The following is a 25,682-nucleotide window of genomic DNA, read 5'->3' as shown; positions in this document are numbered from 1 at the left end:
ACCCGACTTCAGGAACTGACACCGATGTCCAACCCGATGCCGCAACGCAGCGACTACCCGCACTTCCAGCCGATCACCACCCGCTGGCACGATAACGACGCTTACGGTCACGTCAACAACGTCACCTATTACAGCTTCTTCGATACGGCGGTGAACACGTACCTGATCCAGGTGGGCGGGTTGGATATCCATGACGGGGAGGTCGTGGGGTTCGTGGTCAGCTCGTCGTGCGACTACTTCGCTTCGATCGCGTTTCCGGACCTGATCGAAGTCGGTCTGCGGGTCGGCAAGCTGGGCAACAGTTCGGTGCAGTACGAACTGGCGGTGTTCAAGGCCGGCGAAAGCGAAGCCTGCGCCGCCGGACAGTTCGTCCATGTGTTCGTCGACCGGGCCAGCAACCGGCCTGCGCCGATTCCGCCGCAACTGCGGCAGGCACTGGAAGGCCTGGTGGTGTGACAGGCAAAAAAAAACGCAGCCTTCAGGCTGCGTTTCTCGGTTCACCGGGCAACGGGGCGCTGAGGCCTCAGTCGCGGTAGTAGCGGTGATGCTTGCGGTGGCCGTAGGCGTGGCCACGGCCAGGGTGATGGTCGCGGTAGTAGCGACGGTCATCGTGACGGCGGTCGTAACGACGGTCGTCGTCATCGCTCTTGTTGCCCATGTAGTTACCCAGCGCGCCGCCGGCGCCGCCGCCTGCCGCTGCGCCGATCAGGCTGCCGGTGGTGCCGCCCATGCTGCGGCCGACCACGTTGCCGCCGGCTGCGCCCAGCGCACCGCCGATGGCGGCTTCGCCGCGGCTGCGTTTGTCTGCGCCGACCGCACTGCCGCCTGCGCCGCCCAGGGCCGCGCCGATGGTGGAGCCGGTGCTGCCGCCCAAGGACTGGCCGACGACCGAACCAAGCACCCCGCCCAATGCGCCGCCCACGCCTGCTTCAGCGGTGCCTCCGGCAGAGGCGACGCCACTGACCAGGCCAAGGGACAACAAGAGAATCGAGGAGAACTTCATAGCGGAGCCTCAAAGGGATGACGGCGCGATCCTGAGGCTGTGGAATAGGCGTGACAATCGAAATCCGACGAGTAGCACGACTTGTGCACAATTCGCTAAGTTATTGTTTTTTGGTTGGAACTTAACCGATTTTCACCGGTCTTTAGCTACTTCGAAAAGGCCGCTTTCATGCAGAAGCGGCCTTTTTTGTGGGCGTTCGAAAATGCGCCGGGGCGAGGGAGCTTGACCCCGAACGGGAGTCCTTCGGACTCCAGCGGGAGCGAGCGCCCTCATCACCATTACGCAGACTTGGACATGATCAGCCCGGTTTCGCTCGCGGCCTCCAGGCGGATCGCGATGAACTTCGAAGTCGGCGTATGGCTGCCGTCGCCGACGCTTTCCAGCGGCACCAGCGGGTTCACTTCCGGATAGTAGGCTGCCGCCTGCCCGGCGGGAATGTCGAACGCCAACAGGGTGAAGCCCTTCACCCGCCGCTCGCGGCCGTCTTCCCACAGCGACACGATGTCGGCCTTCTGGCCCGGCTTGAAGCCCAGGCGGATGATGTCGGCTTCGTTGGCGAACAGCACGTCGCGCTGGCCCTTCACGCCGCGGTAGCGATCGTCGAGGCCATAGATGGTGGTGTTGTACTGATCGTGGGAACGCATCGACTGCAGGATCAGGTCCGGCAGTTGCCCCGTGGCGCGGGTGCGTTCGTGGATCAGATCCTTGGGCAGGGCGTTGGCCTTGAAGTTGGCCCGGCCCGAGGCGGTGTTCCACTTGCGTGCGCCGGCGGTGTTGCCGAGGTAGAAGCCGCCCGGGTGCTTGACCTTCTCGTTGAAGTCCTTGAAGGCCGGAATGGTGTCGGCGATCAGGTCGCGGATGCGCCGGTAGTCGGCCACCAGCCAGTTCCAGTCCACGGGCTTGCTGCCCAGGGTCGCGGCGGCGATGCCGGCGATGATCGACGGTTCCGAACGCATCTGGTTCGACAGCGGCTGCAACTGGCCGTTGGAGGCGTGCACCATGCTGAAGGAGTCTTCCACGGTGACCGCTTGCGGGCCTTCGCCCTGCAGGTCGATGTCGGTGCGGCCCAGGCACGGCAGGATCAGCGCGTCCTTGCCGTGGGCCAGGTGGCTGCGGTTGAGCTTGGTGCTGATCTGCACGGTCAGGTCGCAGTTGCGCAGGGCCTGGAAGGTGCGCGGGCTGTCCGGAGTGGCCTGGGCGAAGTTGCCGCCCAGGCCGATGAACACCTTGGCGCGCCCTTCGGCCATGGCATGGATCGCCTCGACCACGTTGTGGCCGTTGTGGCGTGGCACCTTGAACTGGAAGCGCCGCTCCAGGGCGTCGAGGAACGCCGCCGGCGGACGTTCGTTGATGCCCATGGTGCGGTCGCCCTGCACGTTGCTGTGGCCGCGCACCGGGCACAGGCCGGCGCCGGGCCTGCCGATGTTGCCGCGCAGCAGCATCAGGTTGGCGATTTCCTGGATGGTCGGCACCGAGTGGCGGTGCTGAGTGATGCCCATCGCCCAGCACATGATCACGTTCTTGCCCTTGGCGTACATCCGCGCGGCCCGTTCGATCTCCACCAGGGTCAGGCCCGATTGCGCAACGATCTGTTCCCACGGCGTGTCGTCGACGACGGCCAGGTAATCCAGCACGTTGACGCTGTGTTCATTGAGGAAGCCGTGGTCGAACACGGCGGGGGCACCGGCCTTCTGCGCATCGCGCTCCCATTGCAGCAGGAACTTGGCCATGCCGCGCAGCACCGCCATGTCGCCGCCCAGGGCCGGACGGAAATACGCGGTGTTGGTCGGCTTGTCGCCGTTGGTCAGCATCTCCAGCGGATGCTGCGGGTGCTGGAAGCGTTCCAGGCCACGTTCCTTCAACGGGTTGATGCACACCACCTGGGCGCCGCGCTTGACCGCCTCGCGCAGCGGTTCGAGCATCCGCGGGTGGTTGGTGCCGGGGTTCTGGCCCCAGACGAAAATCGCATCGGCATGCTCGAAGTCGTCGAAGGTCACGGTGCCCTTGCCGACGCCGACACTCTGCGCCAGCGCCACGCCGCTGGCCTCATGGCACATGTTCGAGCAGTCGGGGAAGTTGTTGGTGCCGTAGGCGCGTACGAACAGCTGATAGAGGTACGCCGCTTCGTTGCTGGCCCGGCCCGAGGTGTAGAACTCGGCCTGATCCGGGCTCGACAGGGCTTGCAGGTGCCTGCCGATCAACGCGAAGGCGTCGTCCCAGGCGATGGCCTTGTAGCGGTCGGTCTCGGCGTCGTACACCATCGGCTCGGTCAGGCGGCCCTGGTACTCCAGCCAGTAGTCGCTCTGCTCCAGCAGCGAGGTGACGCTGTGCTTGGCGAAGAACTTCGCGTCCACCCGGCGCTTGGTCGCTTCCCAGTTCACGGCCTTGGCGCCGTTCTCGCAGAACTTCACCATCCCGCTTTCCGGCGAATCGCCCCAGGCGCAGCCGGGGCAGTCGAAGCCGCCGTTCTGGTTGGTCTTGAGCATCATGCGCAGGTTCTTCAGCGCGTTGTCGCTGGTCAGCCAGGCCTGGGCCACGCTGATCAGGGCGCCCCAGCCGCCGGCCGGGCCTTTGTACGGCTTGTAGCGCGGGACGGGTTTCTGGTCGGCTTGATGATGTTGGCTCACAGGTGTTTCTCCCTTTCTGGGCTGTACACCCGCGGCGCGTTCTTCTGCGGCAGGTGGATGAGATTGAGGTTGTGCCGGCGGGCCCACTGCACCGCGAGGCCGGTGGGCGCCGACAGGCTGACGAGGGTCTGGATGCCGGCCCGCAGGACTTTCTGGATCAGTTCTAGGCTGCAGCGGCTGGTGACGATCGCCGCACCGCCGGCTGTGGAAATCTTTTGCCGCACCAGGCCGCCGATCAGCTTGTCGAGGGCGTTGTGCCGGCCGATGTCTTCGCGGCCCAGCAGCAGCTCGCCATTGGCGTTCATGAACACCGCCGCATGCACGGCGCCGCAGTGCTGGCCCAGCGGCTGGAACTCGCTGATGCGCTGGCGCAGGCCGTCGAGCCACTGCGGCGGCGGCAAGGGCGCGCCGGGCAGTTCGGCGAGTTCGGGCAGCGCCTGTTCCACCGCTTCCACGCCGCACAACCCGCAGCCGCTGGTGCCGGCCAGTTGCCGACGCTGTTGCTTGAGGTTCCAGAAAGCGCGGTTGGCGATGGTCACCTGCGCGTACTGCGCCTGGCCTGAGCCGGTCAGTTGCAGGTCATAGATGTCGGCGGCGTCTTCGATGATGCCGCTGCCCAGGCTGAAGCCGACGATGAAGTCTTCCAGGTCGGTCGGGCTCACCAGCATGACGGCCTGGCTGATTCCGTTGTAGGCGATCGCCAAGGCGACTTCCTCGGCCAGGGCGGTGGCGGCCGATTCGTTTTGGGGAAGGTCGCTGTAGCTGTAGGTGCGGCTCGCGGCGGGCGCGCCCGTTTCGACAGCAGGCGCCGCGCAGGCAGGGCGCTTGGCGTTCATGGCATCACCGACGGATTGATCAACGTTAAGCCTAGGCGCGTCAAGTTGTCGCGTCTAATCGCTAGTGTCGATCTTCCGATAGATGCCGTCGATCAAGCGGCCGCTGGCGATTTCCGGTACAGCGCGAAACAGGCCTCGGCCAACGCCGAACGGGGCGCCCCGCGCCGCATGATCAGGCCCAGCGGTGCGAGGGTGCGGGCGTTTTCGATCGGTTGCAGGCGCAGGTGATCGGTGAGGTTTTCCAGGCCGCCGTCCAGCGGCATCACGGCGCAGCACAGGCCGCCGTGCACGGCTTGCAGCAATTGATGGACGGCGTCGGTCTGCAGCAAAGGCTGCGGGGTCAGGCCGCGGCTGTGGAAGTTGTGGTCGATGGACTGGCGAAAGTGCATGCCGCTGGTGAGCATGCCCAGCGGCAGTTCGATCAGCGACTCCCAGCTCAACGGCGCCTCGCCGAAGGTGAAGCAGCGCTGATCGTAGAGCAGGCCCATGCGGGTCTCGCTCAGTTCGAGGGACTCGAAGCGCTCGCTGTCCAGACGGTCCAGGTAGGACACGCCCAGGTCGATGCGGTTGTTGGCCAGGTGTTCGAGTACCTGCTCGGAGCTGAGCGACGACAGCTCGAAGCGCAGGTTCGGGTGCTGCCCGTGCAGCTGGCGCATCAGCGGCACGGCGTCGAAACTCGACAACGGCACGACCCCCAGCCGCAATGTGCCGATCAGGTTGCCGCGGCAGGCCGCCGCTTCGGCCTGCAAGCCGTCGTAGGCCGCCAGCACCGTGCGCGCCCAGGCCAGCACCCGCTCCCCCGGCGCCGTGAAGCCTTCGAAGCGCTGGCCGCGGTTGACCAGCGGCAGGTCCAGCTCTTCTTCGAGGCTGCGCAGGCGCATCGACAGCGTCGGCTGAGTGACGTGGCAACGGGCCGCGGCCTGGCCGAAGTGGCGGGTCTCGTCGAGGGCGATGAGGAATTTCAGCTGCTTGATGTCCATCTTCGCTCCGGGGCGTGGGTTGGGGGTGGGCGATTCTAACGCCTGTGCGGGGGCAGGGTCATTGGTCGGGCCGGAACCGGCTCCGCGCGGGGTGGTCTAGGCTTTGTCGACTGACCCTTGATTCCATGGAGAGAACACGATGAGCATTTTCAGTTTTGTGAAAGAGGCGGGCGAGAAACTGATCGATCTGCTGACGCCGGGCAACGCCAACGCCGGCGATCAGCTGAAGGATCACATCAGCAAGGTCGGCCTGGGCAACCCGAACGTCCAGGCGACCGTGGACGGGGACAAGGTCACGGTCACAGGCGAAGTGGCGAGCCAGGAGGAGAAGGAAAAGATCCTGTTGGCCCTGGGCAACATCGCCGGGGTCGGCAGTGTGGACGACCAGATCACCGTGACCGGGCCGGTCGCGACGGCAGCACGTTTCGTCACGGTGAAGAAGGGCGATACCCTCAGCGCGATCTCCAAGGCCGAATACGGCGACGCCAACAAGTACAACAAGATCTTCGAGGCCAACAAGCCGATGCTGTCGCATCCGGACAAGATCTATCCGGGCCAGGTGCTGCGCATCCCCGAATGACCTTGTGGCGAGGGAGCGTGCTCCCTCGCTGGTTGGGGCCCTAGAGGCCCTCAATCAGATCCCGGTAATCCCCCACCGCCGCAAATTCTGCCGTGTCCTTCGGCCCTTTGCGGCTGTCCGGCTCCTTCACCGCCAGCAGATGCGCCACGCCGAAACCCCGGGCGCTGCGCAGGATCGGCAAGGTGTCGTCGATGAACAGGCTGCGCGCCGGATCGAAGCGCAGATCCGCCTGCAAGGCGTCCCAGAACTGCGGGTTTTCCTTGGGGAAACCGTAGTCATGTGAACTGATGAGCCGCTCGAAGTACGGCGCCAGTTCGATCCGCTCCAGTTTCAGCGACAGCGAATCACGGTGTGCGTTGGTGATCATCACCACCCGCTTGCCGGCCTGCCTGATCGCCGCCAGAAAGGTGTCGGCGTCCGGACGAAGGGCGATGAGGTGGGCGGTCTCCAGCTTCAGTTCGCGCACCGGCAGCTTCAGTTCGGCGCTCCAGAAATCCAGGCAGTACCACTGCAGCCGCCCCGCGTTGCGTTCGAACAGCGGCTGCAGTTCCATCTGCGCCATGGCCAGGCTCATGCCGTGCAGTTCGGCGTAGCGCCGGGGCAGGTGCTCCAGCCAGAAATGGTTGTCGAAGTGCAGGTCCAGCAGCGTGCCGTCCATGTCCAGCAGAACGGTATCGATGTCGGACCACGGTAATGAAGGCATGGCAACGTCTCGGGGGGTAGAAAGATATCCGACGCAAACAATCGGAAAAGCCGCGTTATAGTAGCGCGTTCACCCAAGGAGCTTCGCATGCGCCAGAAACCCACCGTCCTCGCCCGCGAGATTGTCGCCACCAGCCGGCTGTTCTGCGTCGAAGAACTGAAGCTGCGTTTTGCCAACGGCGCGGAGCGCACCTACGAGCGCCTGGTCGGCAAGGGCGCCGGGTACGGTGCCGTGATGATCGTGGCGATGCTGGATGCCGAGCACGCGGTGCTGGTCGAGGAATACTGCGGTGGCACCGACGAATACGAGCTGTCGCTGCCCAAGGGCCTGATCGAGCCCGGCGAGGATGTGCTGGCGGCGGCCGAGCGTGAGCTCAAGGAAGAGGCCGGCTACGGCGCGCGGCAACTGGAGCACCTGACCGAACTGTCGCTGTCTCCGGGCTACATGAGCCAGAAGATTCAGGTGGTGCTGGCCACCGATCTGTACGAAGAGCGCCTGGAAGGCGACGAACCTGAGCCGATGCGCGTGGACAAGGTCAACCTGCGCGAGCTGTCGGCCTTGGCGCAGACTCCGAACTTTTCCGAAGGCCGCGCGCTGGCGGCCCTGTACCTGACCCGTGATCTGCTGACCCAGCGCGGGTTCTTCAAGCCATGAGTGAGAGCCCGATGAATTTTCCCCATCCGATGATGGCGCCGGTGGTTGAACTGGCCTTGCGCGCAGGCCAGGCGATCCTGCCGTTCTGGCGCGCCGGGGTGGCGGTCACCGCCAAGTCCGACGATTCGCCGGTGACCGCTGCCGATCTGGCGGCGCACCACGTGATCGCAGCCGGCCTGGCGGCGTTGGCGCCGGACATTCCGGTGCTGTCCGAAGAGGACGCCGACATCCCGCAGGCCGTGCGCGCCGGGTGGCAGCGCTGGTGGCTGGTGGATCCGCTGGACGGCACCAAGGAGTTCATCAGCGGCAGCGAGGAGTTCACCGTCAACATTGCCCTGGTCGAGAACGGTCGAGTGGAGTTCGGTGTGGTGTCGATGCCGACCAGCGGGCGCTATTACGTCGGCGGCGCCGGGCTCGGCGCCTGGCGCGGCGACACGGGCGGCACGCCGCAGGCGATCCGGGTGCGCGATGTGCCGGGGCCGGGCGAGGCGTTCACCGTGGTCGCCAGCCGCCGTCATTCCAGCCCGGAGCAGGAGCGGCTGCTGAACGGCTTGAGCGCCAGCCTCGGCGAGCTGCAGCTGGCGAACATCGGCAGTTCGCTGAAGTTCTGCCTGCTGGCCGAAGGGGCGGCGGACTGCTACCCGCGCCTGGCGCCGACCTCGCAGTGGGACACGGCGGCGGCGCAAGGCGTGCTGGAAGGCGCCGGCGGCGAGGTGCTGGACCTGAACGGCGTGGCGTTCAGCTACCCGGCCCGGGAGTCGTTGCTCAACGGGTTCTTCCTGGCGTTGCCGGCGAAGGCGGCGTGGCGCTCGAAACTGCTGGAACTGGCCCGCACCTGACGCCTTCAGCGGTGCAGGACGTATTGGCCGGTGAAGGTCACCGCGTCCTCATCGCTCCCGGCGTTGACGACCCGCGTCTGCAGCGTCAGCCGCGCGCGCCCGTAACGCCGGTACATCGCCAGGAATTTCTTCCATACCGCCGCCTCCGGTTCCGGGCAAACGGCGACGGCATCGCCGGTCACCGGCAGGGGATACAGGATCTGCCCTTCCTGAATGACGATGTGGCCGTCGGTGATGCCTTCCTCTTTCAGGCGCAGGTGCAGCCAGCCCCAGCCGGCCAGCACCGCGCCGCAGTACAGGCTGCCGCCGAACATGGTGCTCTTGTGGTTGACGTTGGCCTCCAGCGGCAGGTGCAGGCGCAGTTGCCGTTCGTGCCAGTCGAGCACCTTGAGGCCCATGTCCCGGGTCAGCGGGATGTCGTGGTGGAGGACGGATTCCAGGTAAAGGCTGTCGCGGCTCATGTCCGATCCTCTTGCGGCAACGGGGGTGCGTAGGGGCGAATCATTCGGATTCCTCGGACTGGCCGGCGCCGTCGGCGAAGTTCAGGCCGTGCTTGCGCAGTTTGTCGTGGAGGGTCTTGCGCGGAATGCCCAGGGCTTCGGCGAGGCTGCGCACCGAGCTGTGGGAGCGCGCCAGTTCGGCGGCGATCAGCGATTTCTCGAAGTTCTCCACTTGCTCGCTGAGGCCGGCGCCGACCGTTCCGGCGGTCGCACTGCCCTGGCCGCCGCTTTCGGTGTTGTCCAGCGCCAGTTCCAACCCGAGGGCGAAGCGCTCCGCCGCGTTCTGCAGCTCGCGCACATTGCCCGGCCACGGGTGGCGCAGCAGCAGGGCGCGCTGGGCCGGTTGCAGTTCGTGGGTGGGCAGGCCATGGCGGGCGCTGGCTTCGTCGGCGTAGTGCTGGAACAGCACCAGCACGTCTTCGCCCCGTTCGCGCAGCGGCGGGATGCGCAGCGGGGCGACGTTGAGGCGGTAGTAGAGGTCGGCGCGGAAACGCCCTTGATCGGCAGCCTGGCGCAGATCTTCCTTGGTCGCCGCGATGACGCGGATGTCCAGCGGGATCAATTGATTGCCGCCCAGCCGTTCGACCACCCGCTCCTGCAGCATGCGCAGCAGCTTGACCTGCACGTCCAGGCTCATGCTTTCGATCTCGTCGAGAAACAGCGTGCCGCCGTTGGCGAACTCGAACTTGCCGATCCGGCGCTTCTGCGCGCCGGTGAAGGCGCCGGGCTCATGGCCGAACAGTTCGCTTTCCACCACCGATTCGGCCAGGGCGCCGGCGTTGATCGCCACGAACGGCCCGTTGCGCCGGCTCGACAGGTCATGCAGGGCGCGGGCGACGACTTCCTTGCCGGCGCCGGTCTCTCCGAGGATAAGCACATCGGCCTTGGTCGCCGCCAGGGCGCCGATCTGTTCGCGCAGGCGCAGCATGGGTGCCGAGTGCCCGACCAGCCGCGCGCTCAGTTCGTTGCGGTCGCTGAGCGCCAGGCGCAGGCTGCGGTTGTCCAGCACCAGCCGCCGCAAGGCCAGGGCGCGGCGCACGCTGTCGAGCAGGGCGTCGCTGGCGAAGGGTTTCTCCAGAAAGTCATAGGCGCCGGCGCGCATGGCCTGCACCGCCAGCGGCACGTCGCCGTGGCCGGTGATCAGCAGCACCGGCAGTTCCGGATCCAGGGCGTGCAGTTCGGTCAGCAGTTCCAGGCCGTCCATGCCGGGCATGCGGATGTCGCTGACCACCACGCCCGGCCAGTCTCGCTCCAGTTGCCCGGCCAGGCCGGTGGCCTCTGACAGCGACAGGACTTTCAGGCCGGCCAGGTCCAGGGTCTGGCCGAGGGCCTGGCGCAGGTGCGGATCGTCGTCGATCAGCAGCACCTGGATGCGGTTGTCGATGGTCATGCGCTTCGGTCCTCGGACGGTTGCAGACTGACGCCGGGCGCTCCGGCGCGCAGCCTCAGGGTGATCAGGGCGCCGCCTTGCTTGTGGTTGGCGAACGACAGTTCGCCGCCGAAGGCGCGCATCAGGGTCTCGCAGATCGCCAGCCCCAAACCAAGGCCCTGGGTGCGGGTCTTGGTGGTGTAGAAGGGCTCGCTGGCGCGGCCGAGGGCCTCCATGCAGAAGCCGGGGCCGTTGTCGCGGATGTACAGGTTGACGCCGTCGCCGGTGGATTCGGCACTCAGCCACAGTTTGCGCGGCGGGCCTTTCTCGGTCAGGGCGTCGAGGGCATTGGCCAGCAGGTTGCCGAGCACCTGGCGCAGGCGGGTTTCCCCGGCCTCCACCCACAAGGTGGCGGCGGGCAGGTCGCGGATCAGCTCGACGTCCATGCTCCGCCGGCGCTTGGCCAACAGCGCCAGGGCGTCGTCCAGCGCCGGTTGCAGGGCGACGCTCTCGGGAGCGTGGCGGTCGCGGCGGGCGAAGGCGCGCAGGTGGGCGATGATCGAGGCCATGCGCCCGGTCAGTTCGCTGATCAGTTTGAGGTTGCCGCGGGCGTCGTCGGTGCGCTGATGGTCGAGCAGCACCTCGGCGTTTTCGGCGTAGCTGCGGATCGCCGCCAGCGGCTGGTTGAGCTCGTGGCTGATGCTCGCCGACATGGTGCCCAGCGCCGACAGCTTGCCCGCCTGCACCAGGTCGTCTTGGGCCCGCACCAGTTCCTGCTGGGCGTGCTCGCGCTCCAGCACTTCCTGCTTCAGCCGGCGGTTGAGCCCTTCGAGGTCGCTGGTGCGCTCGGCGACCCGACCCTCCAGCTCACGCCGGGCCTTGCCTTCGAAAGCGATCCGTTCCAGGTAGTGCCGGCGCCGCTGCATCATCAGCCCGAGCAGCAGCATCACCACCAGCAGCGTGGCGCCGCCGATCGCCACCACGGTGCGCACCGGACGGTCGATCAGGGTGCGCGGGGCGAGGATGCTCACGCTCCAGCCGGTTTCGGTGATTTCCCGGGTCTGGGTCAGCCACGCCGTGGGGCTGAGGTTCAACGGGCGCGGATCGCGGGTCGGATAGGGCTGGATTGCGGTGATCGCCGTGCGCTCGCTGTCGCTCAAGGGCCGGGTCGAGCGGAAGCGCCATTCCGGGCGCGACGTGAGGATGACCACGCCGTTGTGGTCGGTCACCAGCAGTTGTTCGGGCGTCTTGCCCCACAGGCTTTCGGTGTGGTCCAGGTCGACCTTGATCACCAGCACGCCGATGGTCTTGTCCCCCGCGCGCACGGCGGCGGCGAAGAAGTAGCCGCGCTTGGCCGAGGTGGTGCCCAGGCCGAAGAAGCGCCCGAGGTGCCCGGCCATGGCTTCGCTGAAGTAGGGCCGGAAGGAGAAATTGCGCCCGACGAAGCTGTCGTGCTTGTCCCAGTTCGACGCGGCCAGGGTCTTGCCGGAGGTGTCCATCAGGTACATGACCTCGGCGCCGGTCTGGGCGGCGATGTTCTTGAGCAGGCGGTTGGCGTTGGCCTGGGTGTCGCCGTCGTCGGGGGCCGCGAGCATGGCGCGCAGGGCCGGCAGGTCGCCGAGGATCTGCGGCAGCACTTCGTAGCGGTGCAGGGTGCCCAGCAGGTTGGCGACGTACAGGTCCAGGGTCTGGCGGTTCTGGCCGGCCAGTTCGCTGCGGTAGTAGCGCTCGGCCAGATGCTCCAGCGGCCACAGCAACGGGGCCAGGCACAGGGCCAGCAGGGCGAGGCTGCGCCAGCGGGGCCGGCGGGGTAGGGTCGGGGTCATGAGCATCGTGCGCCTGTGGGGACAGACGCATTATGCCTAGCCTTGCGGCAGCAGTCTGCGCGCCGCTCGGCGGGGCACAGCGCCGCTGAAGATTCGCACGGCGAATCAGGAAAAGACGTCGGCGTCCTTGAAGGCGGTGCCCGCCTGGTCCTTGGCGGACAACTGAGGCGCCTCGTCCAGCTGCCAGTCGATGGCAAGGTCCGGGTCGTCCCAGCGAATGGTGCGTTCCGCCGAAGGCGTGTAGTAGTCGGTGGTCTTGTAGAGGAATTCGGCGAATTCGCTCAGCACCACGAAACCGTGGGCGAAACCTTCCGGGATCCAGAGCTGGCGGTGGTTGTCGGCGGACAGGCGCACCGCGACCCATTGGCCGAAGTGCGGCGAGCTGCGGCGGATGTCCACGGCGATGTCCAGCACCTCGCCGGCCGTGACGCGCACCAGCTTGCCCTGGGTGTTCTGCAGTTGGTAATGCAGGCCGCGCAGCACGCCTTTCTGCGAGCGGGAATGGTTGTCCTGGACGAACTGCACATCGAGGCCGGTCGCCTCCAGGAACGCCTTGCCGTTGAAGCTCTCGTAAAAGAAGCCGCGCTCGTCGCCAAACACCTTGGGTTCGATGATCAGGACACCGGGCAGGTCGGTGGGGATTACATTCATGGGGATTTTCGGTGGCCAATGTGAATGGTCGGTATTCTTGCGCAAAGTGCCGGCCTGCGCGAGTGTCGAAGCGGATGCAACGGTCAATCGACCTTGCCGACATTCCATCGTTCCGCTCGATGGGGTTGGCCGTCGCTGCTCTCGCTCCGTCCTGCAAGCGGTTCAGGGGGTTGCAGATCGCCCGAAGCAGTGGCGATATAGGCGCCTGACAAAACAATAGGGGTCGCTCCATGTCGTTCGCCACGTTGATTCATCGTGTCAGCCTACCCACCCCGCAGGTCTCTGCGGAGCAGGCCCTGCACCTTCTGAAGGAGCATTACGGGCTGAGCGGCGCGCTGCACCCCTTGGGCAGTCAGCAGGATCTCAACTTCCGGGTCGACAGCGAGCGCGGCCGCTTCGTGCTCAAGGTCTGCCGCGGCGACTATTCGCTGGTGGAACTGCAGGCCCAGCACGCCGGCCTCAAATACCTGGCCGAACATTGCGCCGTGCCGGTGCCCCGGGTGATTGCGGCCCGCAACGGTGAAGACCTGCTGACGCTGACCGTCGGCGGCGAGTCCGTGCATGTGCGGCTGCTGGACTACATCGAAGGCCAGTCCCTGACGGCGCTCGACCATCTGGGCCACGAAGTGGTGGCTGGGTTCGGCCGGCTCTGCGGCGAGATGGATCTGGCCTTGGCCGGGTTCGACCATCCGGGCCTTGAACGCACGTTGCAGTGGGACGCCCGGCACGCCGAGGCCCTGACCGAACATTTATTGCCGGTGATCGCGGACGACCGCCAGCGCGCGCTGATCGCCGACGCGGCGGCCCAGGCCCAACACCGGTTGCGGCCGTTGCTGGCGCGGTTGCCGGTGCAGGCGATCCACATGGACATCACTGACGACAACGTCGTCTGGCAGCGGGACGCCGGGCGCCACTGGCAGTTGCAGGGCGTCATCGATTTCGGCGACCTGGTGCGCACCTGGCGCATCACCGACCTGTCGGTGACCTGTGCGGCGCTGCTGCACCATGCCGAGGGTGATCCGTTCGTGATCCTGCCGGCGGTGCAGGCCTACCACGCGGTCAATCCGCTGCTGCCCGAAGAACTGCAGGCCCTGTGGCCGCTGATCGTGGCCCGGGCGGCGGTGCTGGTGCTCAGCGGCGAACAGCAGGTCAGCATCGACCCCGGCAACGCCTACAGCCGCAACAACCTGGCCCATGAGTGGGAGATTTTCCGGGTCGCCACTTCGGTGCCGTTCGCCCTGATGGAGGCGGCGATCCTGACGGCGGTCGGGCAGACGTTGCCGGCCCTGGGCAGCGAAGGCTTTGCGCCGCTGCTGCCGGGCCTGGTCGGGCGCGAGTTCGCGCTGATCGACCTCGGCGTGCTGAGCCCGCATTTCGAGGCCGGCAATTGGGAGCAGGCCGGCATCGACCAGCGCCTGCTGGATGAAGCCGCCGCTGTGCACGGCTTGGCGGCCAGCCGCTACGGGCAATACCGCTTGTCGCGCACCCGGCCGGACTCTGCCGATGAGCCGGACACCTTCCCGCTGCACGTCGAACTGCGGGTGCCGGAAGGCTCGGCGCTGGAGGCACCGTTTGCCGGTGTGCTCCACCTGGCGGCGGACGGTTCGCTGCGCCTGGACGGTGTGCAGTCGAGCGTGCGCCTGTGGGGGGTGACGACCTCGCTGCACAGCGGCGCGGCGCTGGTCAAAGGCCAGGTGCTGGGAACGGCGGGCGGCGCCCTGACCGTGCAGTTGCTGCGGGACGCGCAACTGGAGGCGCCGCTGTTCTGCACGCCTTCGCGGGCGCCGGCCTGGCAGGCCTTGTGCCCGTCGCCGGCTTCGCTGCTGGGGCTGGCCTGCGACGCCGAGCCGGAGCTGGACGGGAAAACCCTGCTCCAACGCCGCGACGCCAGTTTCGCCCGCACCCAGAAGCATTATTACGTCGACCCGCCGCGCATCGAGCGCGGCTGGCGCAACCACCTGATCGACATGCAGGGCCGTTCCTACCTCGACATGCTCAACAACGTCGCCGTGCTCGGCCACGGCCATCCGCGCATGGCGGAGGCCGCCCGCCGGCAATGGTCGTTGCTCAACACCAACTCGCGGTTCAACTATGCGGCGGTCGCCGAGTTTTCCGAGCGGCTGCTGAAACTGGCGCCGGAGGGCATGGACCGGGTGTTCCTGGTGAACAGCGGCAGCGAGGCCAACGACCTGGCGATCCGTCTGGCGTGGGCCTACAGCGGCGGTCGCGACCTGATCAGCGTGCTGGAGGCCTATCACGGCTGGACGGTGGGTGCGGATTCGGTCTCGACCTCCATCGCCGACAACCCGCGCGCCCTCGAAAGCCGCCCGGACTGGGTGCATCCGGTGACGGCGCCGAACACCTACCGCGGCGAGTTCCGCGGGCCGGATTCGGCGCCGGACTACGTGCGCAGCGTCGAGCATCAATTGGCCCGCCTCGACGAACAGAAACGGCAACTGGCCGGCTTCATCTGCGAACCGGTCTACGGCAACGCCGGGGGCATCTCGCTGCCGCCGGGGTATCTGAAGACCGTCTACGGACTGGTGCGCGCCAGGGGCGGCGTGTGCATCGCCGACGAAGTGCAGGTCGGTTACGGGCGCATGGGCCATTTCTTCTGGGGCTTCGAAGAGCAGGGCGTGGTGCCGGACATCATCACCATGGCCAAGGGCATGGGCAACGGCCAGCCGTTGGGCGCGGTGATCACCCGGCGCGAGATCGCCGAGGCGCTGGAGAATGAAGGCTATTTCTTCTCGTCCGCCGGGGGCAGCCCGGTGAGCTGTCAGATCGGCATGGCGGTGCTGGACGTCCTCGAAGAAGAGGGACTGTGGGAAAACGCCCAGGTGGTCGGCGGGCATTTCAAGGCCCGTCTGCAAGCGCTGGTCGAGAAGTACCCGCTGGCAGGCGCGGTGCACGGTTCCGGCTTCTACCTGGGGCTGGAACTGGTGCGCGACCGCGAGACCCTGGAGCCGGCCACCGAGGAAACCATGCGCCTGTGCGACCGGCTGCGGGAGCTGGGGATCTTCATGCAGCCCACCGGCGACGACCTGAACATCCTCAAGATCAAGCCGCCGATGGTCACCTCGCGCCAGAGCGTGGACTTCTTCGTCGACATGCTGGCGAAGGTGTTCGACGAGGGATTGTGAGTTCCCGTGCCCTGTAGGAGCGAGCCTGCTCGCGATAGCGGACGATCATTCAAGCGCGATGTTGATCGATCCGCCGCCATCGCGAGCAGGCTCGCTCCTACAGGGTTTCAATCCGATTAATATCGATGAAATTTCATAGCCTTAAGTTTCACAGCATTCATTTGGCTTTTAATGCCGATTTTTATCGGTTATAAAGTCGCCAATGCTCCGGCGTAGGTCCGGTGCCCGTGTTTTCTCCCGAAGGTTTCCCGGAGTCCAGACCACCATGACCACACTGAAAAGCACACCCCGCGCCGACGGTTTCCACATGCCGGCCGAATGGGCGCCGCAAACCCAGACCTGGATGATCTGGCCGGAGCGTCCGGACAACTGGCGCCTGGGCGGCAAGCCCGCGCAGGCCGCGCACGCGGCGGTGGCCAAGGCCATCGCCCGTTTCGAGCCGGTGACCGTGGCGGTGTCCGCCGGCCAGTACGAGAACGCCCGCGCCCGCCTCGACGTGCCGAACATCCGCCTGGTCGAGATGTCCAGCGATGACGCCTGGGTGCGCGACAGCGGCCCGACCTTCGTCATCAACGGCAGCGGCGAAGTGCGCGGCGTGAACTGGGACTTCAACGCCTGGGGCGGCTTCGACGGCGGCCTGTACTCGCCGTGGAACCGTGATTCCCAGGTCGGCGGCAAGATCCTCGAGATCGAGCGCAGCCCGCGCTACCGCACCGAAGGCTTCGTCCTGGAGGGCGGTTCGATCCACGTCGACGGCGAAGGCACCGTGATCACCACCGAAGAGTGCCTGCTCAACCGCAACCGCAACCCCCACCTGGGCCGCGAAGAGATCGAAGCGGTGCTCAGCGCCCACCTGTCGGTGGACAAAGTCATCTGGTTGCCGGACGGCCTGTACAACGACGAGACCGACGGCCATGTGGACAACTTCTGCTGCTACGTGCGCCCGGGCGAAGTGCTGCTGGCCTGGACCGACGATCCGCAGGACCCTAACTACCCGCGCTGCCAGGCGGCGATGAAAGTGCTGCAGAGCAGCACCGACGCCAAGGGCCGCCCGTTCACGGTGCACAAGATGCCGATTCCGGGGCCGCTGTACGCGACCGAAGAGGAATGCGCCGGCGTCGATCCGGTGGACGGCACCCAGGAGCGCAACCCGAGCGTGCGCCTGGCCGGTTCCTACGTGAACTTCCTGATCGTCAACGGCGGCATCATCGCGCCGAGCTTCGACGACCCGATGGACGGCCCGGCCAAAGAGATCCTGCAGAACCTGTTCCCGCAGCACGAAGTGGTGATGGTGCCGGGCCGCGAACTGTTACTGGGAGGCGGTAACATTCACTGCCTTACCCAGCAGCAGCCTGCCCCGCACAAAGAGTGAGTGCGGATGTAACAGCTTGAGTTGATTGGAGAATCGCTCAAGCCCGAATCCGGCCTCGTCGCCCAAAGAGAAACCCGCAGCCCGTCAGGACCGCGGGTTTCTTTATGGCCGCCGGTCGGCGATTTTCCGAATTTGGCATAGCTCTTGTATCGCTCATGGCGCACTAGGGAGGGGGGAGAACTTCAACGGTTCTGTCATAAACCTTGGATAACTTAGCCGCTCACGAACGGGGAGAGAGCGCTGAAATGAACGCCGAAGTGAACGTAATCAGCGAGCGGACGTTGCATCCCATGGCTGTAAACACTGAGTCGCTCCAGATTGTCGCGCACTGGTTGAAATCCAATGGAACGCGTCAGATCAGGGAACCTGATCCGCGCCGGATGATGATCGAGCGTTACCCCGCTGGCCTGTTCAGCGAGGCGGAACTGGAAGCGTTGTGGGATGTGATGGAAGGATAAAGAAGAACGACTAAGGACAGGTGAAAGCGCTGCCGGGAGGGCGGCGCTTTTTTTTGCCTGCTGGCGATGGCGGCGGGTCAGCCGGAAATGCCCCGAAGGGCACACCGGCGACCCGATGCTCAGAAGCTGTACGTGCCGGTGACCACCAGGCTGCGCGGCGCGCCCGGCTGGATCTGGAATGCACTGGTGGCCGACGAGTAGTACTCGCGGTCGGTGATGTTGTTCAGCGCGGCGCGCACGTCCCAGTCCTTGTGGCGGTAGCCGGCCAGGGCGTCCCAGCGGCCGTAGCCCGGCAGCACCGTGGTGTTGGCGTTATCGGCGTAGCGCTGGCCGACCAGGGTCAGGCCGGTTTCGGCGTACCAGCCCAGCTCCGGTTTCCAGGTCAGGAACAGGCTGCCGTTGCGCTTGGCCACGTTGTTCACGCGGTTGCCTTCCAGGCCGTTGTTGTCCTTCTCGATGGTCGCGTCCTGCACGCCGACGCCGCCGCGCACGTACCAGTTGCCGGTGATCTTGCCGGTGCCGGTCAGCTCGATCCCGCGCGAGCGCTGCAGGCCGCTGAGCACGGTCAGGGTCGGGTCGTTCGGGTCGGTGGTGCGGCGGTTGTAGAGCTCAAGCTCGTAGACCGCCAGGGTGGTGCTCAGGCGGTCGTCGAGCCAATCGCTCTTGACCCCGATTTCCTTCTGCTTGGTCAGCTCCGGGCTCAGGTCGTTGCCGTTGCCCGACGCGCCCGGTGTGATGCCGATCAGGCCGCCGCCGACCGGCGAGAAGGTCTTGGTCCACGAGGCGTAGAACGAGTGGTTCTGCAAAGGCGTCCAGACCACGCCGAAACGCGGGCTGGTGCTGTGGCTGTCGCGGTCTTCGGAAATGTTGCGCAGCTTGTTGGTGGACTCGATGTCGAAGGTGTCGTAGCGCAGGCCGGCCAGCAGTTGCCATTGATCGTTCAGGCGCAACTGATCCTGCACGTACACGGCGCGGCTTTCGACTTCGGTGTGGCTGCTGCTCGAGACCTGCATGCGCCCGGTGTGGCGCAGGTCGCGGTCAGGGTTGTACAGGTCCAGGCCCGGCACCGGCGAACTGCCGCGCCCGGAAGTGGCGGCGTTGTACAGCGTCGGGTCGCGGCGCTGGCTGCCGGTCTCGAGCCCGGTGAGCAGGCGGTGCTCGAGGCCGAAGGTTTCGAAGCCGCCCTCCAGCTCAAGGTTGTTGTAGATGTTGCGGGTGGTCAGGTCCTGCTGCCAGTGCTGGCGAGTGACCTTGTTGGTCTTCTTGTCGAAGCCGGTGAGGTAGGTGTTGTCGAAGTCGCTGTCGAGCTTGAACACGCCGAGGGTGTGGCGCAGTTGCCAGTCGTCGCTCAGTTCGTAGCTCAGGCGCGAGCGCAAGGATTGCGTCTTGTCGTCGATGAAGTCGTGGTCGTTGCCGTAGGTGGTGTCCCGGCCGACGTCCGCCGGGCGCCCGTTGATGCCCGGGATGCCGCGGTCGGGGGTGCGGTTGTAGCGGCTGTATTCGTACTGCACCAGCCAGTTCAGGTCCGGCGTCAGTTGCCAGCTCATCGACGGGGCGAACAGCTGGCGGTTGCCGCTGACGCCGTCGCGGAAGCTGTTTTCGTCCATGTTGCCCATGTTCAGGCGCAGGCTGATGTTCTCGCTCGGGTCGGTGCTGAGGTCGGCGTACAGGCTGCGCAGGTCCTCGCTGCCGCCCTGGGCCTCGATGGTCGAGCGGCGGCCGGCTTCCGGCGCCTTGCTCACCCGGTTGACGATCCCGCCCTGGCTGCCGCGGCCGTAGAGCACGGCGGCCGGGCCCTTGAGCACTTCGACGCGCTCGATGTTGTGCAGGTCGCGCTTGTACTGGCTGTCGTCGCGGATGCCGTCCAGGTAGAAGTCGTTGCTGGCGTCGAAGCCGCGGATGCGCAGGCTGTCGAACCGGGTGTCGCCGCCGTTGCTGACGTTGGGGATGCCGCTCAGGGCGTCGCCCAGGTCGTTGGTGCCGTAGTCGGCGACGTTGGCGGTCTTGACCGAGTCGATCGCCTGGGGCACGTAGCGCACGGGCGTGGCGGTGCGGGTGGCGGTGCTGCTGACTTTCACGCGCGGGTCGTCGACTTGCGATTCGGCGCTGATCGACGTGGCGGGCAATTCGGTCGCGCAGTAGGCGAAACCGGAGGACAGGACGGCGGAAAGCCCGAGGGTGACGGGCGTGAGACGGAACGGGGCAGGCATTGAAAAGCGCATCCGAAAGGGTGGAGGAATCTGAGCGCGTGAATGGTAATGCTTTGCATTTGCCTCCGTTAATGATTCGTTAATAAGTTCCTTTGATTGATTGTTTCAATTTATTTCGGGATTGATACAAACCCGTTCCGCCCGCCATTCGACCGATTCAGGCAACAGACTGAACGCGATTCCGGCGTTTTTCGACAACCGCTGGAGTACTAATCTGCCGCCATCGATTTTTCCCACCTTTGATGCCGGAGTTTCCGATGATCCTTCACTACATTTACGACCCGCTCTGTGGCTGGTGCTACGGCGCCGAACCCCTGGTTCAGGCCGCGCAGCAGGTGCTGCCGGTGGTGCCCCACGGCGGCGGCATGATGACCGGCGCCAATCGCCAGAATGTTTCGCCGCAACTGCGCAATTACGTCATGCCCCACGACCGGCGCATCGCCGAGTACACCGGCCAGCCGTTCGGCGAGGCGTACTTCGAGGGGCTGCTGCGCGATCACTCGGCGGTCTTCGACTCCGCCCCGCCGATCGCCGCGGTGATGGCCGCCGAACAATTGGACGGGCGCGGCCTGACGTTGCTCGGCCGCCTGCAGACCGCCCATTACGTGGAAGGCCGGCGGATCGCCGATGAAGCCGTGCTGGTGGAGCTGGCGGCCGGGCTGGGTTACGACCCGGCCGCTTTCCGGGCGGCTTTCGCGTCCGCCGATACCGTGCGCCATATAAAGGAAAGCCGCGCACTGCTGGCGACGCTGCACGGCAACGGCTTCCCGACCTTCGCGCTGGAGCAGGACGGGCAGTTCACCCTGTTCGATATCGGCCCGTGGGTGGGCAAGCCGCAGGCCTTCGCCCAATGGCTGGGCGAGTCCCTGCCGAGTGCTGCACCTGCGCAGGCCTTGCCGGTCTGCGGGCTCGACGGCTGCGCTTGAGCGCATCAGGGAATCCCTGATCGCTGTCATTTCCGTGCACGCCGCTATCGCAAAAATTACGTTTTTTAGACGATTTTTGCCTATTTACAGACGATTCTTGAAATTGACACATTGTTCAGGGCACGGCTACGATTCGGCCCAACGCCTGTGGCCAACCGCCATGACTCAAGAACAATAAGAAGGCCCGCTACGGCTTTGCCGTGGGCGGGCCTTTTTGTTCCGGGATGAAAAAAGAGTGCGATAGCGCCGTTTCAGCCGTTCGACACAGCGCGTTTCAACCCGTAATAAGGAAAACAAAATGTTGAACAAGCGGATCAGTCTGATCGCATTGGGGATGTTGAGCGCCACTTCGGCCATGGCTAACGACCAGGCCGAGTCCAAGGGTTTTGTTGAAGACAGCAGCCTCAAAGTGCTGCTGCGCAATGCCTACATCAACCGTGACTACAAAGACGGCAACAAAGACAAGGCCGAGTGGGGCCAAGCGGCCATCGGCACGTTCTCGTCCGGCTTCACCCAAGGCACCATCGGTGTGGGTGTGGACGCCTTCGGTCTGTACGCGCTGCGTCTGGACGGCGGCAAGGGCCGCAGCGGCGCCGGCGGCATCGACTTCTTCAAGCAAGGCGACAGCGGCAACGCGGCCGACGACCTGTCCAAGGGCGGCGCGGCGGTGAAATTCCGTCTGTCCAACACCGTGCTGACCTACGGTGACCAGATGCCGGCCCTGCCGGTGCTGAACTACGACAACTCGCGCCTGCTGCCGGAAAGCTACACCGGCACCCTGATCACCTCCAAGGAGATCAAAGGCCTGGAACTGAACGCCGGCCGTTTCACCGCCGAATCGCGCAAGAGCGCCGAAGGCCGTGACAGCGGCGGCCTGAAGTCGATCAACGTGTTGGGCGGCAGCTACCAGTTCACCGAGCACTTCAAGGGTGCGCTGTACGCTTCCGACGTCGAAGACGTGCTGAAGAAGCAGTACATCAACGCCAACTACGTGCTGCCGATCGACAAGGATCAGTCCCTGACCTTCGACTTCAACGGCTACCGCACCAAGCTGGACGACTCCTACGTCCGCGAAAGCGGCGCGACCGGCGACGACAACAAGATCTGGAGCCTGGCGGCGACCTTCGCCACAGGTCCCCACTCGTTCACCGTGGCGCACCAGCGCTCCACCGGCGACAGCAACCTGGGCTACGCCTACGGCGGCTACCAGAAAGGCCAAGGCCGCGTCGGCGACGGCGGCAACACCATCTACCTGGCCAACTCCTACTGGTCGGACTTCAACGCTGAAGACGAACGCAGCTGGCAGCTGGGCTACGGCCTGGACTTCGGCGCCTTCGGCGTGCCGGGCCTGAGCTACAACTTCGCGTACGTGCGTGGCGACAACATCACCACCTCCACCAGCGAAGGCGGCACCGAGCGCGAAATCTTCAACCAGTTCAAGTACGTGGTGCAGAGCGGCCCGGCCAAGGACCTCAGCGTGAAACTGCGCAGCTCGATCCTGCGCGTGTCGCAGAAGTCCAGCGAGTACAACGTCAGCGGCAACGAAGTGCGTGTGTTCGTGGATTACCCGATCAACATCTTCTGATGATCGCTTAAGCTGCAGGCATGGAAAAAACCCCGACCGGTTCGGGGTTTTTTTTTGGCCTGTTTTTGATGAAAAAGACGAAAAAGACGCTTTTCGACCCCTTCAAACTGCATTTGAAGGTGCTTCAAAAGCCGTTTCAAACAGGGCTTCAAATGCCTGAAATTCTTTCTCATGGACGCAAATTCTCCACCCTCTAGATTAGGGCGTTCAATGCAACGGAGAATTTGGTAATGATCGTTTTGAACAGAGAAGTGGGCGAATCGCTACGGCGCGACAAGTATGTCAACGTCCAGGGTGGTGACTTCAATCTCTACGGTCATTTCGCCGACTTCGTCAGACTGACCAAAAGTTGGGAAAACATGGAACCTGACAGTTATTACGGTCAGGCCGACGCCGGCATGCGCTACCGTCGCTACAGCGACTTCGAATACAACCCCAAGACCCGTGAACTGCGTCAGCTGGAACACCGCGCGTATGTGCAGTCCAAGGCCAACAACAGTTACGTGGGCGGCGTGGTGCGGCACTTCCAGGACTTCTCCGATGAAGTCATCACCTCGCCGGTGATGCGCAGTCTGATCGACACTGATTTCGAGGTGTACAAGAACGTGCTGCCGGAAGAGCTGCACGAGGAAATCTGGCAGTGCCAGATCCACCAGATCCGCATCGAGATCAAGCCCGGCAAGCAACTGGAGATCACGCCGGAAGGCATCCACTGCGACGGCTACCCGTTCAGCGGCGTGCACTTCTGGGGCCGCAACAACGTCGACGGCGCCGAAAGCCGCCTGTACGACATCCATGAGCATCAACTGGCGTCGACCACCTACCAGGAAATCCTCGACACCACGTACTTCCTCGACCGCGACATGCGCCACTACGTGACACCGGCGCGCAACACCCATTCGAGCGCCATGGCTTACCGGCAGATTCTGGCGATTTCCTTCTCGCGGCCCGGGACCGCTTTCGACATTGTTCGCTAATCAGATCACCCCAATCGACGGCGTCGAATGCTCGACGCCGGTGGTGCTGCGACGCGCCACCGCCAAGGATGCGCAGCGCATGGAGCGCTTCTTCCGCCAGTTCGACGAAGTGTCCTTCTGCGAATGGCAGGACGCCAAGTGCCTGCGCGGCGTGCTGATCCAGAAGACCACCACGGCGTACCTGGCCTTCGACGTCGAAGGCGAGATCGTGGGCGCGGTGCTCGGCGGCATGCTCGGCAGCCGCGGCACCATCAACCACCTGGCGGTCAGCCTGCGCTACCGCAGCCAGGGCGTCGGGCAGCGGCTGGTGGAGGCGGCGTCGTCCGACATGAAGCGTGTCGGCGTGCTGCGGATGTTTCTGTTCGTCGACGATGCTAACCTCGCGGGCAAGCGTTTTTGGACGGCCCAGGGTTTTTGCGAACCTCACGGCGAACGGACTTACGAGAGGGATCTATGAATGAAACGTCCGGCAGTGCGCCGCTGATGGCCGACCGTCAGCCGTCGCGCACGTTCGCCGAAGCCAGCCCGGTGGTGGCCGGCTACTTCACGGTGTCGTTCGTGTTCGGGCTGATGGCGGTCAACGCCGGGCTGCCGCTTTGGCTGCCGGTAGCGATGTGCCTGTTCGTGTATGCCGGGGCTTCGCAATTCGCGGCGCTGGCGCTGATCAGCAGCGGGGCGTCGCTGACCACCATCGTGCTGACCACTTTCCTGATCAACGCGCGGCACATGCTGATGTCGGTGTACATGGCCAAGGCCTTGCGCGCGCTGGGCCTGAGCCGCATGGAGCGCTGGTGCTACGCCGGCGGGCTGACCGACGAATCGTTCGCCTTCCACAGCGTGAAGCTGGGCAACGGCGCACCGGTGAACGTGCGTTACCTGATCGGCTTCAACCTGTTCTGCCACACCTCTTGGGTGCTTGGCGGATTGCTCGGGGCGGTCTGCGCGCAGTACGCGGCGCACCTGATCAAGTACCAGCTCGACTACGCCCTGACCGCGATGATGCTCTACGTGCTGGTCTCGCTGTGCAACACCCGGAAAAAACTCGTCGCCGCCCTGGCCGCCGTGCTGTGCATGGGCGCACTGAGCTTGGTGGGCACTTCGCCGTTCAACGTTTTCATCGCCACGTTTGTGGGTTGCGGGGTGGGTGTATGCCTGACCAAACGTTCCTGATGCTGGTGGTGGCGCTGATGATGGCCGTGACCTTCCTGCCGCGGGCCCTGCCGCTGCAGGTCAACACCGAGCACTGGCCGCCCTTCGTGGCGCGTGCGCTGGAGTACCTGCCGGTGGCGATCGTCGCTGCGATCAGCCTGACTCCCTTGTTGATCAAGGATCAGCGCATACAGCTCGACCGCCCGGAATTCTATGCCGCGATTCCGACGTTGTTATGTGCGTATTTCAGCAAAAACCTCTTTCTCAGTGTGGCGGTTGGGACGGCTGCGTACATTGCGCTCGGCTCGTTCATGTAGCGGCAGATCGACCACCTCGTTCAGCGCCTGGCCGGACAGGTCCGGGTTGTTCACCGCCAGGCGCACTTCGAGGAAATCCTCGAACCCGGGGAAAATCGTCAGGCCGTTCTTCTGCGCGGCCTCGCGCGAGACCATGCCGACGCCGTCCATCTGGGTGATCAGCGACAGGGTCAGGGTTTCGCTGCATGAATAGACCATGCGCTGGCCGTTCTCGTGATTGCCCAGCCCCGCGTCGAGAAAACGCAAGAAGCTGTGGGAATACGGACAATCTTCTGCGGGACGCACCTGAAACTTGTTGCCCAGCAACGTCAGCGGATCGTTCTCCTGCCCGCAATGGGCACCGACCACCTGCACCTGCACGTCCGGCAGGACAAGGCTCGGCAGGCCCGGCCGCTGCGGGCCGATCAGCACCGCCAGGTCGAAGTCCTCGTTCTTCAGCTTGCTGAGGTTTTCCATCGACTCGGCGTAGCTGAATTCCATCTGGTAATCGGGAAACACCTCGATCAGGCGTCCGATCATCCGCCGGTTGAAGTCCGGCGCCAGCGTGGTGTTCAGCGCCACCTTCAGGGTGCGCTGGCCCGGCGCCTTCAGCGTTTCGACTTTCTCTTCCATCTGGCGCGTGGCGATCAGCACCCGGTCCATGTAAGGCGTGAGCTCGGTGCCCTGCGGCGTCAGCGTCAGCCCTTTGTTGGATCGGCGAAACAAGCGGAAACCGAACTGTTCTTCGACCTTGTTCAACTGCGCGGCCAACGCCTGCACGGTCAGGCACGAATGCTCGGCTGCGGCCGACAACGAGCCGGTCTGCACGATGCGCATGAGGTTGCGTAAGGTTCTGCTATCCATGGGTAATGCCCTCTGATGTGGGCTGGGTATTGTTGTGTACGTTTCCGCCGGTCCGGCGCCATCTGCCGGCTATATTCCTGTACCTGAGCATAGTTGTCGCGCAATTAGTAGCGAATTGATGCCCCCGCCGATGG

At 65.1% G+C, this 25,682-nt stretch carries 25 protein-coding genes; 14 read left to right on the top strand and 11 right to left on the bottom strand.

Going from position 1 to position 25,682, the window contains the following annotated elements; genetic code table 11:
- Positions 1-24: 24 nt before the first annotated feature.
- Entirely contained in the window at positions 25-456 is a 432-nt protein-coding gene (locus CAG31_RS13795) for a thioesterase family protein (protein WP_085581946.1), read from the top strand.
- A 67-nt stretch (positions 457-523) separates the two neighbouring features.
- Here the strand turns inward: CAG31_RS13795 and CAG31_RS13790 are convergent, their stop codons facing one another.
- The 4 genes from CAG31_RS13790 to CAG31_RS13775 form a co-directional block, all read right to left on the bottom strand.
- Positions 524-1,003 carry a YMGG-like glycine zipper-containing protein gene (locus tag CAG31_RS13790; protein ID WP_085581944.1) on the bottom strand — a complete coding sequence of 160 codons (480 nt, stop codon included), beginning with the start codon at positions 1,001-1,003 and terminating at the stop codon, positions 524-526.
- A 278-nt stretch (positions 1,004-1,281) separates the two neighbouring features.
- Complete coding sequence (locus CAG31_RS13785; RefSeq protein WP_085581941.1) at positions 1,282-3,630, bottom strand: FdhF/YdeP family oxidoreductase; 2,349 nt, start codon at positions 3,628-3,630, stop codon at positions 1,282-1,284.
- Positions 3,627-4,466: a formate dehydrogenase accessory sulfurtransferase FdhD gene (gene fdhD, locus CAG31_RS13780; RefSeq protein ID WP_085581939.1), complete on the bottom strand. Its 840-nt coding sequence runs from the start codon at positions 4,464-4,466 to the stop codon at positions 3,627-3,629. The genes CAG31_RS13785 and fdhD overlap by 4 nt, the downstream gene beginning before the upstream one ends.
- 92 nt (positions 4,467-4,558) lie before the next feature.
- Entirely contained in the window at positions 4,559-5,446 is an 888-nt protein-coding gene (locus tag CAG31_RS13775; RefSeq protein WP_085581937.1) for a LysR family transcriptional regulator, read from the bottom strand.
- Between the two features lie 139 nt (positions 5,447-5,585).
- On the opposite strand from CAG31_RS13775, the gene lysM reads away from it, so the two are divergent.
- Positions 5,586-6,026, top strand: coding sequence for a peptidoglycan-binding protein LysM (gene lysM, locus CAG31_RS13770; RefSeq protein ID WP_085581934.1), 441 nt, complete (start codon positions 5,586-5,588; stop codon positions 6,024-6,026).
- Between the two features lie 40 nt (positions 6,027-6,066).
- On the opposite strand, the gene yrfG is transcribed toward lysM, so the two are convergent.
- Positions 6,067-6,729, bottom strand: a complete 663-nt coding sequence (gene yrfG, locus CAG31_RS13765) for a GMP/IMP nucleotidase (RefSeq protein WP_085581932.1) — start codon at positions 6,727-6,729, stop codon at positions 6,067-6,069.
- An 87-nt stretch (positions 6,730-6,816) separates the two neighbouring features.
- On the opposite strand from yrfG, the gene nudE reads away from it, so the two are divergent.
- Positions 6,817-7,383: an ADP compounds hydrolase NudE gene (gene nudE / locus CAG31_RS13760; RefSeq protein WP_085581930.1), complete on the top strand. Its 567-nt coding sequence runs from the start codon at positions 6,817-6,819 to the stop codon at positions 7,381-7,383.
- An 11-nt stretch (positions 7,384-7,394) separates the two neighbouring features.
- On the top strand, positions 7,395-8,222 hold the full coding sequence (cysQ, locus tag CAG31_RS13755) for a 3'(2'),5'-bisphosphate nucleotidase CysQ (RefSeq protein WP_085581928.1): 828 nt from the start codon (positions 7,395-7,397) through the stop codon (positions 8,220-8,222).
- Positions 8,223-8,227: 5 nt separating this feature from the next.
- On the opposite strand, the gene CAG31_RS13750 is transcribed toward cysQ, so the two are convergent.
- From CAG31_RS13750 to rfbC, 4 genes are all read right to left on the bottom strand, one after another.
- Positions 8,228-8,683 (bottom strand): YiiD C-terminal domain-containing protein, encoded by a 456-nt coding sequence (locus CAG31_RS13750; RefSeq protein ID WP_085581926.1) that lies wholly within the window; start codon positions 8,681-8,683, stop codon positions 8,228-8,230.
- Between the two features lie 40 nt (positions 8,684-8,723).
- Entirely contained in the window at positions 8,724-10,112 is a 1,389-nt protein-coding gene (locus tag CAG31_RS13745) for a sigma-54 dependent transcriptional regulator (protein WP_085581924.1), read from the bottom strand.
- Complete coding sequence (locus tag CAG31_RS13740) at positions 10,109-11,917, bottom strand: ATP-binding protein (protein ID WP_085581922.1); 1,809 nt, start codon at positions 11,915-11,917, stop codon at positions 10,109-10,111. Before CAG31_RS13740 ends, CAG31_RS13745 begins: the two co-directional genes overlap by 4 nt.
- Before the next feature lie 105 nt (positions 11,918-12,022).
- Positions 12,023-12,568 (bottom strand): dTDP-4-dehydrorhamnose 3,5-epimerase, encoded by a 546-nt coding sequence (gene rfbC, locus CAG31_RS13735; protein WP_085581920.1) that lies wholly within the window; start codon positions 12,566-12,568, stop codon positions 12,023-12,025.
- 230 nt (positions 12,569-12,798) lie between these two features.
- Here rfbC and CAG31_RS13730 point away from each other — a divergent pair, with 230 nt between their 5' ends.
- From CAG31_RS13730 to CAG31_RS13720, 3 genes are all read left to right on the top strand, one after another.
- Positions 12,799-15,711, top strand: a complete 2,913-nt coding sequence (locus tag CAG31_RS13730; protein ID WP_085581918.1) for an aminotransferase — start codon at positions 12,799-12,801, stop codon at positions 15,709-15,711.
- A 265-nt stretch (positions 15,712-15,976) separates the two neighbouring features.
- Complete coding sequence (gene aguA / locus CAG31_RS13725) at positions 15,977-17,083, top strand: agmatine deiminase (RefSeq protein ID WP_085581916.1); 1,107 nt, start codon at positions 15,977-15,979, stop codon at positions 17,081-17,083.
- A gap of 245 nt (positions 17,084-17,328) precedes the next feature.
- Positions 17,329-17,541, top strand: a complete 213-nt coding sequence (locus tag CAG31_RS13720) for a hypothetical protein (RefSeq protein ID WP_085581914.1) — start codon at positions 17,329-17,331, stop codon at positions 17,539-17,541.
- A 119-nt stretch (positions 17,542-17,660) separates the two neighbouring features.
- Here the strand turns inward: CAG31_RS13720 and CAG31_RS13715 are convergent, their stop codons facing one another.
- Entirely contained in the window at positions 17,661-19,751 is a 2,091-nt protein-coding gene (locus CAG31_RS13715; protein WP_085581912.1) for a TonB-dependent siderophore receptor, read from the bottom strand.
- Positions 19,752-20,008: 257 nt separating this feature from the next.
- On the opposite strand from CAG31_RS13715, the gene CAG31_RS13710 reads away from it, so the two are divergent.
- The 7 genes from CAG31_RS13710 to CAG31_RS13685 all read left to right on the top strand — a co-directional run bounded on the left by CAG31_RS13710 (position 20,009) and on the right by CAG31_RS13685 (position 24,705).
- Positions 20,009-20,677, top strand: coding sequence for a DsbA family protein (locus CAG31_RS13710; RefSeq protein ID WP_085581910.1), 669 nt, complete (start codon positions 20,009-20,011; stop codon positions 20,675-20,677).
- A 298-nt stretch (positions 20,678-20,975) separates the two neighbouring features.
- A complete protein-coding gene (locus tag CAG31_RS13705) occupies positions 20,976-22,262 on the top strand; it encodes an OprD family porin (protein ID WP_085581908.1) in 1,287 nt (428 codons plus the stop codon).
- A 20-nt stretch (positions 22,263-22,282) separates the two neighbouring features.
- Positions 22,283-22,459, top strand: coding sequence for a hypothetical protein (locus tag CAG31_RS28580; RefSeq protein ID WP_176243866.1), 177 nt, complete (start codon positions 22,283-22,285; stop codon positions 22,457-22,459).
- A gap of 33 nt (positions 22,460-22,492) precedes the next feature.
- Positions 22,493-23,239: a 2OG-Fe dioxygenase family protein gene (locus CAG31_RS13700; protein WP_085581906.1), complete on the top strand. Its 747-nt coding sequence runs from the start codon at positions 22,493-22,495 to the stop codon at positions 23,237-23,239.
- A 79-nt stretch (positions 23,240-23,318) separates the two neighbouring features.
- The gene (locus tag CAG31_RS13695) at positions 23,319-23,696 is read left to right on the top strand and encodes a GNAT family N-acetyltransferase (RefSeq protein ID WP_085582221.1); all 378 of its coding nucleotides are present in this window, start codon (positions 23,319-23,321) and stop codon (positions 23,694-23,696) included.
- Entirely contained in the window at positions 23,693-24,409 is a 717-nt protein-coding gene (locus tag CAG31_RS13690; protein WP_085581903.1) for an AzlC family ABC transporter permease, read from the top strand. The genes CAG31_RS13695 and CAG31_RS13690 overlap by 4 nt, the downstream gene beginning before the upstream one ends.
- On the top strand, positions 24,388-24,705 hold the full coding sequence (locus CAG31_RS13685) for an AzlD domain-containing protein (RefSeq protein WP_085581901.1): 318 nt from the start codon (positions 24,388-24,390) through the stop codon (positions 24,703-24,705). Before CAG31_RS13690 ends, CAG31_RS13685 begins: the two co-directional genes overlap by 22 nt.
- Here CAG31_RS13685 and CAG31_RS13680 read toward each other — a convergent pair.
- Positions 24,622-25,548 (bottom strand): LysR family transcriptional regulator, encoded by a 927-nt coding sequence (locus tag CAG31_RS13680; RefSeq protein WP_085581899.1) that lies wholly within the window; start codon positions 25,546-25,548, stop codon positions 24,622-24,624. The genes CAG31_RS13685 and CAG31_RS13680 overlap by 84 nt on opposite strands.
- Positions 25,549-25,682: the final 134 nt, after the last annotated feature.

Source organism: Pseudomonas sp. R25(2017) (assembly GCF_002112565.1).
GTDB lineage: Bacteria > Pseudomonadota > Gammaproteobacteria > Pseudomonadales > Pseudomonadaceae > Aquipseudomonas > Aquipseudomonas ekonensis.
The sequence above is the reverse complement of the archived record's forward strand: the minus strand, read 5'-3'. Positions and strand labels throughout refer to the sequence as shown.